Here is a 17,223-nt window from a genome sequence, read left to right as displayed (position 1 = left end):
ACATGGCAAAAGTCACTTACTTAGAATTTGAAAAACCCGTTGCTCAGCTTGAGGAAAAAATTCAGGAACTCCGCGATATGAGCTCCGGATCCGAAGGTTTGGATTTAACGAGCGACATCAACGGGCTTGAAAAGAAAAAAGCCAAACTTCTCAAAGAAATCTTCAATAAGCTTTCTCCTTGGGAAATGTCGCTTTTGGCTCGCCATCCGAATCGTCCGTACACACTGGATTACATCAACATGATTTTTACGGACTTCCATGAACTGCACGGTGATCGTGCTTACGCGGATGATCCTTCTATTGTCGGCGGCATGGCTCGTTTTAACGGTGAGCCGGTTATGGTGATCGGACATCAGAAAGGCCGTGATACGCGCGAAAGAACGCTCCGTAATTTCGGAATGAGCCGTCCGGAAGGCTATCGCAAAGCGCTCCGCTTGATGCAGACAGCCGAGAAGTTCTCCATGCCGATCTTTACCTTCGTCGACACACCGGGTGCCTATCCGGGCATCGGCGCTGAAGAGCGCGGGCAGTCCGAGGCGATCGGTCACAACCTCTTTGTGATGAGTCGACTGAAAACGCCGATCGTTGCAACGGTAATTGGCGAGGGCGGCTCCGGCGGCGCCTTGGCGATTGCAGTGGCTGATGTCGTTCAGATGCTTCAGTATTCCACTTATTCCGTTATTTCGCCGGAAGGCTGTGCTTCCATTTTGTGGAAGAGTGCAGCTAAGGCTCCGGATGCAGCAAAGGCCTTGGGATTGACCGCTCACCAGCTGTTTGATGCCGGTCTGATCGACAAGATCCTGCCTGAGCCTTTAGGCGGCGCTCATCGCGATCCTGAAGCGATGGCCCAAACCTTAAAGCGTTCTTTGAGCGATTCCCTTCGCACGCTGAAGCGCATGAGCACCGAGGAGCTTCTGGAAGAACGCTACAAGAAGCTCCTCAACTACGGAAAATATGCCGAAGTCGAAAAATAATCCTTCTGAAAAGAAAACTGTCCGCGGCATTACAACGCGTGTCCGGACAGCTCTTGAAAATACTGCCCGACAGCTGCAGCTGTCCGCCGACGGACTGCCGATTGCTTCCGGCGAGAAACCGATCAATGTGATTGTCGCCTTCTCGGGCGGTCTGGATTCCTCCGTTCTGCTTTACGCAGTCTCCCAGCTCAAGGGAAAGTCTTACGGCGAAATTACCGCGGTCCACGTCCACCACGGCCTTTCAAAGCATGCCAACGAATGGGCTGAGTTTTGTGAAGAGCGCGCGAAGAAGTGCGGTGTGCGGTTTGTTCTCAGAAAAGTGACAGTGCCTTCGGGCGGCGCCGGTTTTGAGGCTGAAGCGCGTCAGCTTCGTTATGAAGTTCTCGAAGAGGAAGCGAGGAAGGCAGCGGCGGACGCGATCTTAACGGCTCATCATTTAGACGATCAGCTCGAAACGTTCCTTATTCAATGGATGAGAGGCTCAGGTCCTGCGGGATTAGCCGCCATGCCTCCGCTGCTTCGCAAAGACGGATGCACGATTATGCGTCCGCTGCTCGGGTTTCAAAGGACAGAACTGGAACGTTTTGCCGAAATTCGAGGTATCAAGTGGGTCGAAGATGAAAGTAATGAAGATACGAAATATCTTCGCAACGCGATTCGGCACAACATCATTCCCGAACTGGAAAAGATTCGTCCGGGATTCAAAACAGCCGCAGCCCGCAGCATAGAGCTGATAGCAGAAGCGGCAGAGACGCTTCGTGATGTCGCCGAAGACGACTTTAATCAAGCGTCTGAGAACGACGGGAAATACCTTCGTATTGACGATTTTTTAGCACTTCCTGCTGGACGCAGAGCTCGGGTTCTGAGATTGTGGCTCGACAGAGTAGGTTTTAAACCCCTGCCGAGGACGCGTCTGCTGGAAATGATTCGCCAGATCAAAGAGACGACAAAGCAAAGTGTCTGTCTCATGTTCTCCGACGGTTTAGAAATTCGCAAATACGGGTCTCGTCTTATGGTCACCGAGCATGAAAAGCCGGAAAGCGAAGCTGAGATCATTGTCGAATGGCACGGAGAACCTGAAATTGACTTACCACAGTACAACGGGAAGCTTGTTTTCACACCGGCCGAAGAGGGCTTTAACGAAGGTTATCTGAAAGCTCAGCCGCTCTCGATTCGCCGGCGCTCCGGCGGTGAGAAAATCAAGATTCATAAATTCCGTCCCCGCAAAGCCCTCAAAATGCTCTTCCAGGAAGCAGGGGTCCCTGAGTTTGAACGCAAGAACCTGCCTTTGGTTTGGCGGGGCAAAACGCTGATTTATGTGGGCGGCGTCGGCTCCGAAGTTCGCGAGCAAGTGGATGACGACGGTACGCCGCGATACAAAATTGAATTCATAAAAAATCCCGGCCTATTTTCTTAACAGACCGGGACCGGAAGAATTTCAAAAGTTTTTGTTAGTCGACGGTAAGCAGGGCTTCGGGATCATCGAACTCTGCGCCGCTGGCCTTCTCGAAAAGCTCCAGGAGAGACTGAATCGTTAGTTCCTTCTTTTGCTCTCCCTTTACGTCTACCACCACACGGCCTTCGTGCATCATGATCAGACGATTGCCGAAACGCAGAGCATCTCGCATATTGTGCGTGATCATCAGCGTGGTGAGATTGCCCTCAGAAACACGCTTCTGCGTCAGATTTAAGACTTTCTCAGCCGTTTTCGGGTCTAAGGCAGCGGTGTGTTCGTCCAGAAGTAAAAGCTTGGGCGGAACCAGAGTGGCCATCAGCAGCGTGATGGATTGTCTTTGGCCGCCAGAAAGCGTTCCGATGCGGGTTTCCAGACGGTTCTCAAGACCTAAATCCAGCTCTTTCAAAGCCTCACGGAACTCAGCCAACTGACTACTCTGAGAGCTCCACTTGAGCGATAAAGGTTTGCCACGGCGGCTTGCCATTGCGAGGTTTTCGGCTACCTGCATATCGGCAGCCGTTCCTTTCATCGGATCCTGGAAAACTCGTCCGATGTACTTGGCGCGAACATGCTCGGGCATGCGTGTGACGTCGACTCCGTCAATGAGAATGTGGCCTTTATCAGGATAAAAAACGCCTGCAATGCAGTTCATCAAAGTAGATTTGCCGGAACCGTTGGAACCGATAACGGTGACAAAGTCTCCTTCTTCAAGCGTCAGGTTCACACCGCGAAGCGCCTTTTTCTCATTCGGCGTGTTGGGGAAGAAAGTCTTATGGAGATGAGTAATCTTAAGCATCGGCTTCCTCCGAACGCTTCATGATGGCGAATTTGTTTTTGATCAAAGGCAGAGAAAGTGCGATAGCAACCAAAACAGCGGTGAACAGTTTGAGGTCGTTCGGCGGCATGCCCAGTTCCAGAACGATGGCGATCACGGCGCGGTACACCACAGAGCCGAGCACGACGGAAATCAGCCAGTTCTTAAAGCTGCGCGTTCCGAAAAGCACTTCACCGATAATGACCGACGCCAAGCCGATGACGATAGTGCCGGTACCCATACCCACGTCGGCAAAGCCGTTGCTTTGGGCAACGAGGGCGCCGGAAAGGGCGACCAAACCGTTAGAGATAAGCAGTCCGAGAATGACCATGACGTTGGTGTTGATGCCTTGCGCACGGGCCATCTGAGGGTTGCAGCCGGTGGCACGAATAGCAGTACCCAGCACAGTGCCGAAGAACCAATACATGATCACACCGACTACTGTCGTTGCGATTAAACCCACAATCAGGGTAGCGACAACCGAAGAAACACCGAAGAGATCCTCGGTCAGCGTAAAGACGGTTTCTGCGCGGAGCAGGGGGACGTTGGCTTTTCCCATGATCATGAGGTTGACGGAGTAAAGGCCGATCATGGTCAGAATGCCGGAAAGCAGTGCCGGGATCTTAAGCTTGGTGGTCAGCAGTGCGGTGACCGTACCGCCGATGCAGCCCGCGATCAGCGCAATCAGCATGGCAAACCAAACCGAGTGACCTGCGTCGATCAAGGTAGCTGCGACAGCAGCACCGAGAGGGAAGGTGCCTTCAACGGACAAGTCTGCGATATCCAGGACGCGGAAAGTAAGGAAGACGCCGAGGGCCATAATGGCCCACAGCAAGCCTTGAGAAACGGTGGATAAAACTAAATCTAACATCGAAAGAACTTTTGATTACTTAACGAGTTCGTGCTTCACATCAGCCGGGATGGTCAAGCCGAGATTCTTAACGGCGGTTCCGTTGAAAACGGTCTTGAAGTTCTTCTGATACTGGATCGGCATGGTTTCTGGCTTGGCTTTGCCTTCAAGGATATCGGCCGCCATGGTGCCTGCGATCTTGCCGAGTTCGTAGTAATCAATCGCGATAGCGGCCGTTGCTCCGCCTTTCACTTCACCGCCTTCCCCGGCAAAGACCGGCAGTTTGGCTTTTTCGGTGATTTTGATTAGAGCCGGAACAGCGGATGCAATGGTGTTGTCCGTCGGTGTATAGATAAGGTCAACCTTGCCAACTAAGCTCTGAGCAGCCTGCTGGATGTCATTAACGTTAGAGACAGTTGCTTCGCGAACGTTGAGATTGTGCTTCTTGGCTTCTTCTTTGAAGATCTGAACCTGACGTTCGGAATTGATTTCGCTGGAGGAGTACATCACACCGACGTTTTTGGCGTTAGGATAAATTTTGACGATCAGTTCCAGTAAGCTGCTGATGGGCGCCATATCGGAAGACCCGGTTACGTTGGTCCCCGGTTTGTCATTACTCTTGACGAGCTTGGCGATTTCAAAATCGGTGACAGCGGTTGCGACGATAGGAATCTTGTTCGTGGCGTTGGCCATAGTCTGAGCCGCAGGCGTTGCAATGGCGCCGATCAAGTCAACCTTATTGCCGGTAAAACGGGTTGCGATATTGCGAAGATTGGACTGATCCGCCTGAGCATTCTGGAAGTCAAATTTGACGTTCTTGCCCTCTACGAAACCCTTGGATGCGAGGCCGTCGACAAAGCCCTTGTTGGCAGCGTCAAGCGCCTGATGTTCGACAAGCTGAACAACACCGATGTTATATGTTTTAGCAGCAGAGGCCTGAGCAGCAGGAGTAGCCGTTTTTTTATCATCGCAGCCGGTAACGGTCAGGACTGCGGCAAGGGATGCCGCAAGAAGGCAAAGACGAGAAATTTTCATATTTGTACTCTTGTTATGCAAATTTTTATGGAAAAACGATAAATCCTATTCTATTTAAGAAAGGCAAACGAAAAATCTTTTCTCAATAAAAAATCAGACCCGAAGGTCTGATTTGCAGAAAAGAAAAGCTGAAACCGAGGCTACAGGATCTTGGAGAGGAAATCCTGAGTTCGTTTGTTCTTCGGATGAGAGAAGAATTCTTCAGGCGTGGCTTCTTCGACAATTAAGCCGCCGTCTACGAACATCACGCGGTCGCCGACTTCCTTGGCGAAGCCCATTTCGTGTGTGACCACCACCATGGTCATGCCTTCTTTGGCAAGCGACTTCATGACGTCCAAAACTTCCTTCACCATTTCCGGGTCAAGAGCGCTGGTCGGTTCATCAAAGAGGAGGGCTTTCGGGTTCATGGCTAAGGCGCGGGCGATAGCAACACGCTGCTGTTGGCCGCCGGACAGTTCATCCGGCATTGCATCGGCTTTATGTTCCAAACCGACGCGTTTGAGCAGACGCATGGCTTTTTCTTTAGCTTCTTCTTTAGATTTACCGCGAACCTGCATCGGAGCGAGCATGATGTTCTGCAGAACGGTCATGTTCGGGAACAGATTAAACCTTTGGAAGACCATGCCGACTTCACGGCGAATGGCATTTAGGTTTGCACCTTCTTCGAGCTTGATGCCGTCGATAACGATTTCGCCGCCGCTCGGGGTTTCCAAGTGGTTCAGACAGCGCAGAATCGTACTTTTGCCGCTTCCGGACGGTCCGATAATCACGACCACTTCTTTTTCTTTGATATCCAGATTGATATCTTTGAGGACCGTCACGTCACCGAATTTTTTGGAGAGGTGTTTGACGGAGATCATCGTTTTTGAATCTTTTTCTTCCATGATTATTTTCTCGTGCCTTTAGAGAAGCGTTTTTCAAGTAAAGCGACAAAGCGTGAAATGGCCAAAGTCATGATGAGGTACAAGAGGGCGACCACAATCCAGATTTCAAACGCGGCGTAAGTTCTGGAGATGATCAGCTGGCCGGTACGAGTCAGTTCTTCGAAACCGATCACGGACACCAAGGAGGAGTCTTTCAGCATGGCGATGAATTCGTTACCGAGCGGCGGAATGATGCGCTTAAACGCCTGCGGCATGATCACAAAACGCATGGCCTGAAACCAGTTGAGGCCGAGCGCTCTGGAAGCTTCCATCTGTCCTTTGTCGATGCTTTGAATACCGGCGCGGAAGATTTCTGCAACGTAGGCACCACTGTTAATCGAGCAGGCGCCGACGGCTGCCACGAACGGATCGATTCGGTGTCCGATAATTTGAGGAAGAGCAAAGTAAACCAAGAAAATCTGAACCAGCAGAGGCGTGCCTCGGATACAGTCTACGTAGACAGAAGCGAGTCCTCGTATGAGTCGGTTGTCAGAAAGTTTGGCGACGCCGACAAACATACCGATTAGTAAGCCTAATCCCACGGAAAGAGCAGTAATTTCGAGCGTGATACCGGCGCCTTTTAATAAGAGCGGCAGGTTCTCTGTGATAATGCTCAGGTTAAGTTCCAAAGCCATTGTGATGTGATTTTCTCAGTGTTTAGATATGACAACAGGCAGGAACTGTTGATTCCTGCCCTCTCTTTCTACAGCGGGATCAGATTAAGCTCCGAACCACTTCTTGTAGATTTTATCGTATTCTCCGTTCTTTTTAAGCGCTGCTAAGGCTTCATTTACTTGTTTTACAAGCGCTTTGTTTCCTTTTTTGGCAGCGATGCCGTAGTACTCGGCTTCCATGATGTCACCGACCATCTTGCCTTTGCCGCCGTTCACGAGGTAGTAAGCAACGACCGGCTGGTCATTGATGACGGCATCAACGCCCTTGTTGTCGAGTTCGATGAACGGCTCGTTGGCGTTGTTGTACTGTTTGACGTCAGCGCCTTTAACAGAGCTGGCCTTTGTAGCGCCTGTTGTGCCGATCTGTGCACCGATTCTTTTGCCGACTAAATCATTGATGCCTTTGATGTTGGTTTCGTCGGGACGAACTAAAACAATCAGGCCTGAAGTGTAGTAAGGATCGCAGAAATCAACGGCGTTCTTACGTTCTTCCGTAATGGACATTCCGGAGACAGCGAGGTCAATGTTGCCTGTGGAGAGCGCGGGAATCAGACCATCGAAGCCGAGGTTGACGAGTTCAACTTTGTAACCCATCTGTTTGCCAAGTGCTTTAGCCAGGTCAATATCGAAACCGGTCAGGTCGTTAGAACCTTTAGCCTGGAATTCAAACGGTGCAAATGTAGGATTGGTGCCAACGCGTAAAACTTTTTCAGCCTTTGCCGGAGCAGCGGCCTCTTTTTTATTACCACAAGCTGTCAAGAGACTCATGGAGAGTACAGCCACAAGCGGAATAGCCAAAAACGAGCGTTTTAACATTTAGACTCCTATTTCTTAAATGAGGTTAAATTTTAGGTGGTAATCCGATAGCCTCAAGTCTAATTGATTAAGACGTTAAAAGAAAAACAGGTGATAGATAAATGTTTCTGGGCGTGCTGTACGGAATACTCGGATGTTCCCTTTGGGGTTTTATTTACATTATTCCGCTGCTTTTACCTGAATATTCTCCCGCTACCGTAGCGATGGGGCGTTTTACCGTCTATTCGATCGGAAGTTTAGTGATTTGCTACTACTGTCGAAAGACGCTGGCGCTTTTGACCACATCGGACTGGATCAAGGCCTTTTGCTTAGGTTTTTTCGGGAACGCCGTCTATTACGTTCTTTTGACGAAAGGAGTTCGCTTGGCCGGCGTTCCGACTTCCGGGATGCTGATGGCATTAATCCCGTTGAACGTTGCGCTGCTGACGAATCGACCCGGAGCAGAGACCACTGTTGTTGTGCCCTGGCGGCGTCTTTCTTTGCCGCTCGCGATGATTCTAATCGGTTTATGGATCGGCAATATTGACGAATTTTCAGAAATTTCTGTGGCCACTTCTTCTGTCGAGTATTGGCTGGGCTTTTTGTGCAGCTTCGGAGCGATGGCGTTATGGACGTGGTTTCCGATCCGAAACAGTCAATGGTTGCTGAAGCACCCCAACGTTTCGCCGCTGGCTTGGACAACGGCACAAGGCGCTTCCATGCTGCCTGCGACACTGCTTTGTTATGTTGCGGTGAACTTTGAGGCCTTTCTCCACGGAGGAGCGGTTTTGGGACAGACACCGGTTAAGTTCGTGCTGCTGATGGTCGCGGCAGGTTTAATCTGCGGATGGGCTGGGATGGCGCTTTGGAACATGATGAGCGCTCGTTTGCCCGTGGCCTTGAGCGGTCAGATGATCGTGTTTGAGACGATCTTCTCGGTCATATATTCTCTAATCTATAAACAACAAGCGCCCAAATGGACGCTTGTTGTTGGGGTCTTTTTACTTCTCGGCGGAGTCCTTCTGTCTTTGAAAGTCTTTCGGGACTCAGGCCGGAAAGTCAGTCAACCAAATTAGAAATTGGTTTCCTGAAGCTGGAAATAAGCCTGCGGATGAGAGCAGACGGGACAGATTTCAGGAGCGCGCGGGCCGATAACGAGGTTACCGCATTCACGGCACTGCCACATAACGATTTCGCTCTTTTCGAAAACTTTCTGCATTTCGACGTTGTTTAAGAGCTTCAGATAACGTTCTTCGTGGTGTTTTTCGATAGCGCCGACACCGCGGAACTTAGCGGCGAGTTCGGGGAAGCCTTCTTCCTCGGCGTCCTTCGCGAACTGGTCGTACATATCGGTCCATTCGTAGTGTTCACCGCTGGCGGCAGCCTTCAGGTTTTCTGCAGTATTGCCGATGCCCTGGAGTTCTTTGAACCAAATCTTGGCGTGAGCTTTTTCGTTAGAAGCCGTTTCTTCGAAGATAGCGGCGATCTGCTGGAAACCTTCTTTGCGGGCGACACCGGCAAAGTAGTCATATTTATTGCGAGCCTGGGATTCACCGGCAAAGGCCGTCCATAAATTCTTTTCGGTCTTAGTACCGGCCAAAGGTTTAGACATGTTTTTTCTCCATTAAGAAGCTAAAAAAATAGGGTTTCGGAGGATTATAACGACAACTTTAAGCCTTGTTAACCAATTCGAACAGGAGCGGATGAAATGAAAAATCGAATCAGTTACAGTGCAATAAAAGACTTTAAACAGTAGCAAAAATGAAAAGGATAATCACGACCCTTGGCCTCTTTGTTTTGACTTCTGTTGTTGCCGGATGCAGCTGGACAGATAGACAAATCGGACCGAATGACTATGAGATTTCCGGTTATTTTGATTTCACCATGAAGGGTGAAGTCGTCGCGAAAGGACTTGAGGATCAAGCCTGTTTATATTGTAAGGGCATCCAAGAAAATTTAGTTCCCCAGGTTTACTACATAACCGATAAAAACCGCATTTTTAATTACGAAGCGCAGCGAGCCAGTGCAGTTATTCGCTTTCACTGTATTCCGAACAACTGAGGTTAAGCGAGATACTTAGAGGAATGTGGACGTTCGCCTTTTGAGACCCGTTTTGAACTCGTTTGCAAAAAATAAACTTTATCTATAGAATACGCTTTCCTGATCGCAATGATCGATGTGCGGAGAAGTGGCCGAGTGGCTGAAGGCACACCCCTGCTAAGGGTGCAGACTGGCAAAAACCGGTCTCGAGGGTTCGAATCCCTCCTTCTCCGCCATTAATTGATTCTCAGTTGGCTATTGCCTCCTGGGATTTTTTATTATCCAACGACGGCAAGAGACGATGAAAGACTTGGATAGACAGGGCCTTGCCAAAGCAAAGGCACTCTTTGAAACAGGAGATGTCAACTCTATCGAAGTCGGTTCATTCAAAGGCCTCCTGCAAATTCACAAATATCTCTTTAACGGTCTGTACGACTTTTCCGGTGAAGTTAGGCAACAGAATATCTCGAAGGGAAACTTCCGTTTTGTGAACGCACTTTACCTTGTTGAGGCGCTAATAAAAATCGAGAAGATGCCTGAAAAGACCTTCGAGGAAATTATTTCGAAGTACGTTGAAATGAACGTAGCCCATCCTTTTATGGAAGGAAATGGAAGGTCTACTCGTATTTGGCTTGACCAGATTCTCAAGAAAAATTTAGGTGTAGTAGTCGACTGGAAAAAAGTGGATAAGACTGCCTATCTTCAAGCGATGGAAAGAAGTCCGGTGAATGATTTGGAACTAAGATTTCTCAGCCCTGACGTCAGATGTCAATAATCGAGAAATGATCTTCAAAGGTATCGAACAGTCTTACTTTTACGAAGAGCCTTGAGTTTTTTGGCAACTTGTATTTGAAGTCTTGTGTGTTATGCCTTAAGTGTTCTAGAAACGAATTGAAAAAACGGCAAGCCCTCATCATGGTGCCTGCCGTTATTCGAAACGAAAACTATTGGTTTTCTAATCGGACGAAATCTTCATTTTGATGTCGAAAGGACGTCCAAAATAAACCCACGAGGTAACCAATACGTTGCTGCCAGTTAGGGCGTATTCGGATGCATTGGTATCGTTAATACCACCGGCAGCATTAATGATGACATCGTTTCTAATATTTCTAGCTTTAGCAACGAAAGCTTTCAGAGCTGCGGGACTGAAACGCTCGCACTGAATAATGTCTGCGCCGGCGTGGATGTATTTAAAACCTTCCTCTTCATTGTCTACTTCTACCGCGATTTTCTTTTCAGGTTCGTGCTTCTTCGCCACACTTATGGCGGCAACGGGATCTTTACAAAAAACGCGATGCTGATCGAAAACAAGAATAGATTCAGACAGTCCGGCGCGATGGACAATAGCGCCTCCTAAGAGGGCAGCGTTCAGAGAAATGGTTTTTGTTCCGGGGAAATGTTTTCTAGTGACAGCGACTTTGGCCTTAGAACCGGCAGCCTCGATTTGCCTTGTCATCGCTCTGACGCGGTTCGTGATTCCGGAAGAGTACTCAAGGATATTTTGGACGGTCTTATAGACGGAATGGATTTTTTCGGCAGTGCCGCGGGCTTCTAAAACCGTTTGTCCGGCACTGTAAAAATCGCCGTCTTTTCCTATACAAGTCACCTCTAAGCCGACTTCTTTGAAAAGTCTCACACCTATTTCAATGCCGCTGACGAAGCCGTCTTTTTTGGGAAAACAAGAAATTTTACCGGGGACACCTGAAATACCGAGCGCCTCTGTGGTGCTGTCATTCCATGGAATGTCTTCCTTTAAGATATTTTCTAAAAATGATGTGGGTATGTAAAACATAAACTAAATCCTTTTGGGCTGCAGGAAATATAAGGCGGCATAAATAAGTCCTGCAAAAACTGCCAAGATTGTGCACAGAAATGCGGCGCAGTCGAAATCTCCTCTGGAGACACTGTTGAAAATTTCCAGAGAGAGCGTATTAGTTCTTCCCGAAATATTACCGCCGAGCATCATGGTGATTCCCACTTCTCCGGAAGCTCTCGCTAATCCAAGAAGTAACCCCGCTAAAAGTGTTTTTGAACAAAGAGGAATCGAGATGAAAAAGAAAGTTTTGAGTTTGTTAAGACCGCATACGCGTGCAGCTTCCTCTAATTCCTTTGCTTCCTGACAGTCAAAGGCGGCCTGCAGAGGTTTGACGACAAGAGGGAGACCGGCAATGAATGCAGCGAGAATAACGCCGGTTTGTGAAAATACCATCCTTAGGCCCAAGTTTTCTAGGAGGATGCCGACTAATCCGTTTCTTCCTAAAACTACCAACAGCATATAACCCAGCGCGATCGGCGGGAATACAAGCGGCAGTGTAATCAGAAGTTCGACTGCTTTTGCAAAGATGCTTTTCCTGCCGGCAAGCCAATAAGAAAGAGGAACAGCTAAAAACAAAAACAGGAACAGCGAAACCGCGCAGGTCTTTGTTGTGAGCAGCAGAGGAAAGAAAACGGTTTCGGAATTCATAGCTTATTGAATTCCATGTTTCATAAGGATTTTCTTCGCTTGTTCAGATTGAAGGAATGCAAGAAATTGCTGAACGTTCTTGTCGCCCTCATGTCCCTTCACAACGGCTGCAATCATATGAATCGGTGCATATCCTTTCGTCAATTCTTCGCTTCCGCCGATCTTTTCTTTATTTGCGCGGGTGGCTGTGCGGTTCACAAAGCCCGCATCAACCTCACCTTTGATGACATAAGCAGTGACCTGCGGAACAGAAGCGATTTTCATGACCTTGTCTTTTGTGACAGTATTAGGCCCTAAGTTATCGAGGTATTGCTGGGCGGCACGTCCGTAAATGGCGGCCTTCGGATCGGGGTAAGCAAATTGTTTGACTTTATCCGTTCCGAGATCGGAGACGCCTTTGAGGTTCAAGCCTTTCTTCCAAATGAAAACAAGCGGCGTGTTTCCTAAGGAATGAATGTCGGTAAGCTGAACGGGTGTTTTAAGGCTCTTGAGAGTACCTTCGTCGGAGATCACGACATTGGCACCGTTTCCGTTTGCGATTTGGGCCATCATTTGGCCGATATTACCGCCGAAGTTTTCAGTGACTTTATTTCCGGAAGTCGCTGAGAAAGCTTTTGCAAGTTCTTTGGCCATATTTGCGTAACCTGCGCCGGTCGTCAAGGAGACTTCGGCAAAGGCTTGACTGCTGAAGCAAAGAGCAGCAACGAGAGCAACAGTATGGATTTTCATCATTCACTCCTTAAAAATTGAGATTGATTTAAAACTTCGTTGGTTTTTCCGAGAAGAACATTTTTCCCCTCCGCGACCAGCAGGGCCTCTTCGGTGAGCCGCAGCGCTTCATTAGGTCTATGGGTGATGTACAGAAAGGGGAGGCCGGCAAAAGAATGAATTCTTTCCAAATAACCCTGGAGTGAGTTGCTGAGGACAGGATCCAAACTCGAAAGCGGTTCGTCCAAAATCATGAAATTTTCAGCACAGAGCAGAGCTCGTCCGAGAGCGACTCTTTGTGACTCACCGCCCGAGAGTTTTGAAGGACTCTTGTTCAGAAGCGGTTCGAGTTCCAGAAAGAGAACGACTTCGTCGAAAGAGAGCGCATTTTTTCTATTGGCGAAATGGCGTCCGAACAACAAGTTCTTTCTGACGCTCATGAACGGGAATAAGCGATGATTTTGGAATACGAAACCTATTCCTCTTTTTTGAGGCGGGAGGTCGACGCCGGTGCTGGAATCAAAAAGAATGCGTTTTCCAAATTTGATATAGCCGGATTCGGGTTTTAATAAGCCGGCAAGGGCCTTTGCCAAGGTGGATTTTCCCGCGCCGCTTCTGCCTAATATTGCAATTCTTTCAGACAATAAGTCAGCAGAGAATCGAAATTTTCTGTCTTCTATCCTGACCGTAAAATCGAAGGAGATCATTGTTCGCTATTCAAATAATGTATAGCGATGATAGCAAAATAACTATCGAAAACAATTCTTGGAAATAGCGCCGTTAAAGGCCTAGAGAGCGATCGGGAACAATTCGGCGACCTGCTGTGATGAGCTCTAGAGAAAATTGTTAATCTTCGATCAATAAGATCTCGTATTTGGTTGTGAAGACTTCGCCGTTTCCCAGCAGCAGGACCGAGGATTGATCGAACAGAAAGGCCTTGTCAGTCAAAACGTAATTTTTCTCCAGTTCGGAAACTTTTTTCCGGAACAGTTTTTGGTGTTCGTTCATATCTCCTCTAAAGAACCAAGAAGCGTAGTGTCCTGCAGGGAGCTTTAGCAGCTGTACTCCTTTTCTCTTAAGCGGAAAGTCCAAACTGCCTAAAAAGACAAGCCTATTGTCCGCGTCCCTTTTAAAGTCGGCGACATAACCCCAGGGAACCGACGTTGTCTCATCCTGTCTGGACTCGAAAAGAAAGTCTGTATATTCCCGCATCGTATTGAAGGAGCATGGCTTGAGAAAAGGTGTGTATTGAAAAGTCCGCTCTTTCTTTCTCTCAACCGAAATCACTCCTTCGACGTGTCGAGAGGCTTCTTTGCTTAGTTCCAGGATTCCGTCCGTGTAACGAAGAAATCGTTTGGCCTTTTCAATTTCTTCACGAAAGGCTTCGGATCTCTCCTCTAATCGCTTTATGAATTTCTCTTCATTCGGCCGCTTAATGAATTCTTTAATTTCTTCCAGACTGAAGCCGATATCTCTTAAGTGAGAAAGAAAAGCAAATTGCACGGCTTGGCGCACTTCGTAATAACGATATTTTTTGCTATCAACAAATGCAGGTTTAAAAACGTCTATGCGGTCATAAAAGATAAGCGTGTCTTTTGTCGTGTGACACATTTTTGCAAATTCAGCGGTTTTAAGCATTTTGAGATTTGACTATGGAGTTACACCATACTTTAACATTCCCTTCCGTAATTATTAACTATTTGAAAAGTTATATGTTTCATCCTCTGCTATCGAAATTAACTTGCTGCATTTTCTTCTTATTGCCAGGCTTAATGTACGGTCTCCTCATGGCTCGTCTTCCTGCTGTGAAGGCAGCTGCGGAGTTGTCAGATTCGCTTATCGGCCTTTGCTTGTTTTGCACGGGTGCTTTGGGTTTAGTCGGATTGGGAGGCAGCCCGGCGCTTATTAGAAAAGTGGGCAGCCGAATGGTGTTGTGTGTTACTGCCGTCATTGCCGCTGCGGGACTTTGTTTGATTGGTTTTAGTACTGCACTTCCAATTGTCTTGCTCGGCTTTGGGGCCATGGGGATCGGCATCAGTATGCTGGACGTGGCAATGAATACTCAAGGTGTGCTGTACGAGCATTACTCGAAGAGTCAGAGCATGAATCTTTTCCATGCTTTCTACAGCCTTGGGGCTGTATTGGCTTCTCTCATCGGCTCAGTCTGCGCAACCGTGGGTTTAACGGCAGGCCTTAATTTTTTTTGGGCTTCTGTCCCCTTTGTATTGCTCAGTCTGCTGCTTAACAAATATCTGCTTCCGGAGAGACGCGTAGATGAAGAAAAAACCGCTAAGACCCGACACAAAATTCCTCTCGTCGTTTTGGTCTGTGCTGTTATGGCGCTTTTAGCATATGCAGCTGAAGGTTCTGTTGGAGAGTGGGGTGCTCTCTATTTGACTACTGTGAAAGAAGCTTCGCTGGGAGTCGGAGCTCTCGTGTACGGAATTTTTTCCGGAGTGACGTTCGTCGCTCGCTTAGTCGGCGATCCGCTTAGAAAAGAATTCGGAGAAATCCCTGTGATTATTTTCGGATCCGTCATTTCTTTTATCGGCATGGTCGGAGTACTGAGCTTTAGCTCCGTTGCGCTGGTCTTAGTTTCCTATTCTGTTATGGGTCTAGGTCTTGCTCCGATTGTTCCGACGCTTTTCAGTATGGCAGGTAAAAACGGGAAAATACCCGCAGCTGCCGCCACGAGTACGGTTGCTTTTATGGCTTACGGCGGTTTGTTAGTTGTTCCGCCGTCTATCGGCTGGATGGCCCAGCACACGAATCTGCATGAAGCTCTGTTTATTGTTTTGGGCTTGATCGCATTGATGTTTAGTCTCGCTCTTCTTCTGAGGAAACTGCACAAATAATTAACGGAGCGGGTTTTCCGCTCCGTTAACAAATCTTTAGGGTCTCCACTCTGCGCGGAGGCCTTTTATCAATTTGGTTGTTACTTCAAAGCATTGAGAGTGTCTTCAACGATCTGAGGAACTGTCAGGCGATAAGCCTTTTCGAGTTCTTCAGGGTTGTAACGATCAACGAACTTCTTTTCAAGACCGTAGGTCAGGCACTTCATGCCGGTTGCACCGACAGCCTGAGCGATTCTGCCGCCGAAACCACCTTCCTTAGAACCGTCTTCCAAAACCACAACAACCTTATGGTTCTGCCTAAGAGAATTCAGAAGTTCGGTGTCAACACCGGAGACGAAGCGAGGATTGATTAACGTTGCATTGATGCCTTTTTCTGCTAAAGCATCGACAACGCTTTCGCCTTTAACGAAGAAGTCACCGGCCGCGATAACAGCAACATCTTTGCCTTCTTTAACGACCTTGAACTTATTGAGGTCGCTGTAGTCTGTATCGACCTCCCCCTTGCTGTGTTCATAGCTATAGGTCGGAACACGGATGGCAACTTTGTGTTCGTTCTGATTCAGGGCCCAGTCCATCATGGCGAAGTATTCTTCAACATTCGTCGGGGCAAGGTAAACGATTTCCGGGATCGAAGTGATCATCGGAATGTCCCAGAAGCCAAGGTGAGTCAGGTCTGTCAGGGCACGAATACCAGTTCCCATAACCGGCATGACGGCAGGACTGTTGTCCATGGCCCAGTCTTGTTCGAGCTGGTCATAAGCTCTCTGAAGGAAGGTTGCCATTACAGGGTAGATAACCTTGGCACCGCCTCTGGCTGCGCCGGTCATTGTGGAAACACCGGTCTGTTCGGCAATTGCAACGTCAACGTACTGGTTGCCGCAAGCTTTTCTTTCCTTTTCCATGAAGCCGAAGACTTCAGGTGTTGCGGAAGAAATGATGAGCAGTTCCGGATTTTCTTTAACCTTTCGGAGTAAATAATCGCGCGTGTCGGTGATGTAATTCGACTCATTTGACTGCTGCAGAGGTTCACCGTCAGCGACGTCATACGGTGCGCTGAAGTGGAACTCTTCACGGTGGGCTTCAGCAGGGGCGTAACCTTCGCCCTTTTGAGTATTCAAGTGAACAACGATCGGGTTCTTCGTGTCTTTTGCTTTCTTCAGAGCGTTAATCACAGACTCTAAGTCATTGCCTTCGGCGACGTAAATGTAGTCATAGCCCAGAGACTTAAAGTAGTTGTGTTCGCTCTGACCGTTGGTCTCTCTTAATTCCCTTAAATTGTCGTAGAGGCTGCCGTGGTTTTCGGCAATTGCCATTTGGTTGTCGTTGACGATAACGATGAAGTTGTCATTGAGCTTCCCGGCGTTATTCAAGCCTTCAAAGGCAACGCCGCCGCTCAAAGAACCGTCGCCGATGAATGCAACAATATTGAAGTCTTCTTTTTTGAGGCTTCTTGCTTTAGCGAGGCCGAAAGCCAGGCTGATCGAGGGAGAAGTGTGGCCTGCGTAGAAAATATCGTATTCTGGGCTTTCATTCGGGTCGGTGAATTCTCCGATTTCCGTGAACTTGCTCTTGTCTAAATAGTACTGAGCACGTCCTGTCAGCATTTTATCAACAGGGCCCGTAAAACACCGTCAT

The 17,223-nt window shown here is 48.3% G+C and carries 19 protein-coding genes and 1 tRNA gene; 7 read left to right on the top strand and 13 right to left on the bottom strand.

Going from position 1 to position 17,223, the window contains the following annotated elements; all coding sequences use genetic code 11:
- Window positions 1–2: 2 nt before the first annotated feature.
- Window positions 3–974: an acetyl-CoA carboxylase carboxyltransferase subunit alpha gene (locus HMPREF9439_RS00755; protein WP_008810897.1), complete on the top strand. Its 972-nt coding sequence runs from the start codon at window positions 3–5 to the stop codon at window positions 972–974.
- The gene (gene tilS / locus HMPREF9439_RS00750; RefSeq protein ID WP_008863341.1) at window positions 955–2,391 is read left to right on the top strand and encodes a tRNA lysidine(34) synthetase TilS; all 1,437 of its coding nucleotides are present in this window, start codon (window positions 955–957) and stop codon (window positions 2,389–2,391) included. Before HMPREF9439_RS00755 ends, tilS begins: the two co-directional genes overlap by 20 nt.
- Window positions 2,392–2,425: 34 nt before the next feature.
- Here the strand turns inward: tilS and HMPREF9439_RS00745 are convergent, their stop codons facing one another.
- The 6 genes from HMPREF9439_RS00745 to HMPREF9439_RS00720 all read right to left on the bottom strand — a co-directional run bounded on the left by HMPREF9439_RS00745 (window position 2,426) and on the right by HMPREF9439_RS00720 (window position 7,542).
- Entirely contained in the window at window positions 2,426–3,226 is an 801-nt protein-coding gene (locus HMPREF9439_RS00745; RefSeq protein WP_008810899.1) for an ABC transporter ATP-binding protein, read from the bottom strand.
- Window positions 3,219–4,115 (bottom strand): ABC transporter permease, encoded by an 897-nt coding sequence (locus HMPREF9439_RS00740; protein ID WP_008810900.1) that lies wholly within the window; start codon window positions 4,113–4,115, stop codon window positions 3,219–3,221. The genes HMPREF9439_RS00745 and HMPREF9439_RS00740 overlap by 8 nt, the downstream gene beginning before the upstream one ends.
- Window positions 4,116–4,130: 15 nt before the next feature.
- Window positions 4,131–5,129 (bottom strand): ABC transporter substrate-binding protein, encoded by a 999-nt coding sequence (locus HMPREF9439_RS00735; RefSeq protein WP_008863340.1) that lies wholly within the window; start codon window positions 5,127–5,129, stop codon window positions 4,131–4,133.
- Between the two features lie 140 nt (window positions 5,130–5,269).
- A complete protein-coding gene (locus HMPREF9439_RS00730; RefSeq protein ID WP_008810902.1) occupies window positions 5,270–6,013 on the bottom strand; it encodes an amino acid ABC transporter ATP-binding protein in 744 nt (247 codons plus the stop codon).
- A gap of 2 nt (window positions 6,014–6,015) precedes the next feature.
- Window positions 6,016–6,687, bottom strand: a complete 672-nt coding sequence (locus HMPREF9439_RS00725) for an amino acid ABC transporter permease (RefSeq protein WP_008810903.1) — start codon at window positions 6,685–6,687, stop codon at window positions 6,016–6,018.
- Window positions 6,688–6,771: 84 nt separating this feature from the next.
- The gene (locus HMPREF9439_RS00720; RefSeq protein ID WP_008863339.1) at window positions 6,772–7,542 is read right to left on the bottom strand and encodes a basic amino acid ABC transporter substrate-binding protein; all 771 of its coding nucleotides are present in this window, start codon (window positions 7,540–7,542) and stop codon (window positions 6,772–6,774) included.
- A 101-nt stretch (window positions 7,543–7,643) separates the two neighbouring features.
- On the opposite strand from HMPREF9439_RS00720, the gene HMPREF9439_RS00715 reads away from it, so the two are divergent.
- Entirely contained in the window at window positions 7,644–8,597 is a 954-nt protein-coding gene (locus HMPREF9439_RS00715; RefSeq protein WP_008863338.1) for a DMT family transporter, read from the top strand.
- On the opposite strand, the gene rbr is transcribed toward HMPREF9439_RS00715, so the two are convergent.
- Entirely contained in the window at window positions 8,594–9,133 is a 540-nt protein-coding gene (gene rbr / locus HMPREF9439_RS00710) for a rubrerythrin (RefSeq protein ID WP_008810906.1), read from the bottom strand. The genes HMPREF9439_RS00715 and rbr overlap by 4 nt on opposite strands.
- Window positions 9,134–9,282: 149 nt before the next feature.
- On the opposite strand from rbr, the gene HMPREF9439_RS00705 reads away from it, so the two are divergent.
- From HMPREF9439_RS00705 to fic, 3 genes are all read left to right on the top strand, one after another.
- Window positions 9,283–9,582 (top strand): hypothetical protein, encoded by a 300-nt coding sequence (locus HMPREF9439_RS00705; protein WP_008810907.1) that lies wholly within the window; start codon window positions 9,283–9,285, stop codon window positions 9,580–9,582.
- Between the two features lie 121 nt (window positions 9,583–9,703).
- A tRNA-Ser gene (locus HMPREF9439_RS00700) sits at window positions 9,704–9,797 on the top strand.
- 65 nt (window positions 9,798–9,862) lie between these two features.
- Complete coding sequence (gene fic, locus HMPREF9439_RS00695; protein WP_008863337.1) at window positions 9,863–10,336, top strand: protein adenylyltransferase Fic; 474 nt, start codon at window positions 9,863–9,865, stop codon at window positions 10,334–10,336.
- Window positions 10,337–10,516: 180 nt separating this feature from the next.
- On the opposite strand, the gene modD is transcribed toward fic, so the two are convergent.
- The 5 genes from modD to HMPREF9439_RS00670 form a co-directional block, all read right to left on the bottom strand.
- Window positions 10,517–11,353, bottom strand: coding sequence for a ModD protein (gene modD / locus HMPREF9439_RS00690; RefSeq protein WP_008810909.1), 837 nt, complete (start codon window positions 11,351–11,353; stop codon window positions 10,517–10,519).
- 3 nt (window positions 11,354–11,356) lie between these two features.
- Window positions 11,357–12,025, bottom strand: coding sequence for a molybdate ABC transporter permease subunit (locus HMPREF9439_RS00685; RefSeq protein WP_008810910.1), 669 nt, complete (start codon window positions 12,023–12,025; stop codon window positions 11,357–11,359).
- Window positions 12,026–12,028: 3 nt separating this feature from the next.
- Window positions 12,029–12,757 carry a molybdate ABC transporter substrate-binding protein gene (gene modA, locus HMPREF9439_RS00680; RefSeq protein WP_008863335.1) on the bottom strand — a complete coding sequence of 243 codons (729 nt, stop codon included), beginning with the start codon at window positions 12,755–12,757 and terminating at the stop codon, window positions 12,029–12,031.
- A complete protein-coding gene (locus HMPREF9439_RS00675) occupies window positions 12,754–13,377 on the bottom strand; it encodes an ATP-binding cassette domain-containing protein (RefSeq protein WP_244862362.1) in 624 nt (207 codons plus the stop codon). The genes modA and HMPREF9439_RS00675 overlap by 4 nt, the downstream gene beginning before the upstream one ends.
- A gap of 202 nt (window positions 13,378–13,579) precedes the next feature.
- On the bottom strand, window positions 13,580–14,371 hold the full coding sequence (locus tag HMPREF9439_RS00670) for a MerR family transcriptional regulator (RefSeq protein ID WP_008863333.1): 792 nt from the start codon (window positions 14,369–14,371) through the stop codon (window positions 13,580–13,582).
- A 14-nt stretch (window positions 14,372–14,385) separates the two neighbouring features.
- On the opposite strand from HMPREF9439_RS00670, the gene HMPREF9439_RS00665 reads away from it, so the two are divergent.
- Complete coding sequence (locus tag HMPREF9439_RS00665) at window positions 14,386–15,588, top strand: MFS transporter (protein WP_278384243.1); 1,203 nt, start codon at window positions 14,386–14,388, stop codon at window positions 15,586–15,588.
- Between the two features lie 80 nt (window positions 15,589–15,668).
- Here HMPREF9439_RS00665 and HMPREF9439_RS00660 read toward each other — a convergent pair whose 3' ends face one another.
- Window positions 15,669–17,192: a 1-deoxy-D-xylulose-5-phosphate synthase gene (locus HMPREF9439_RS00660; RefSeq protein WP_008863331.1), complete on the bottom strand. Its 1,524-nt coding sequence runs from the start codon at window positions 17,190–17,192 to the stop codon at window positions 15,669–15,671.
- Window positions 17,193–17,223 lie beyond the last annotated feature (31 nt).

The sequence above is a fragment of the Parasutterella excrementihominis YIT 11859 genome, assembly GCF_000205025.1.
In the GTDB taxonomy this organism is placed as follows: Bacteria; Pseudomonadota; Gammaproteobacteria; order Burkholderiales; family Burkholderiaceae_F; genus Parasutterella; species Parasutterella excrementihominis.
This window is presented reverse-complemented; position numbering and strand designations above follow the sequence as displayed.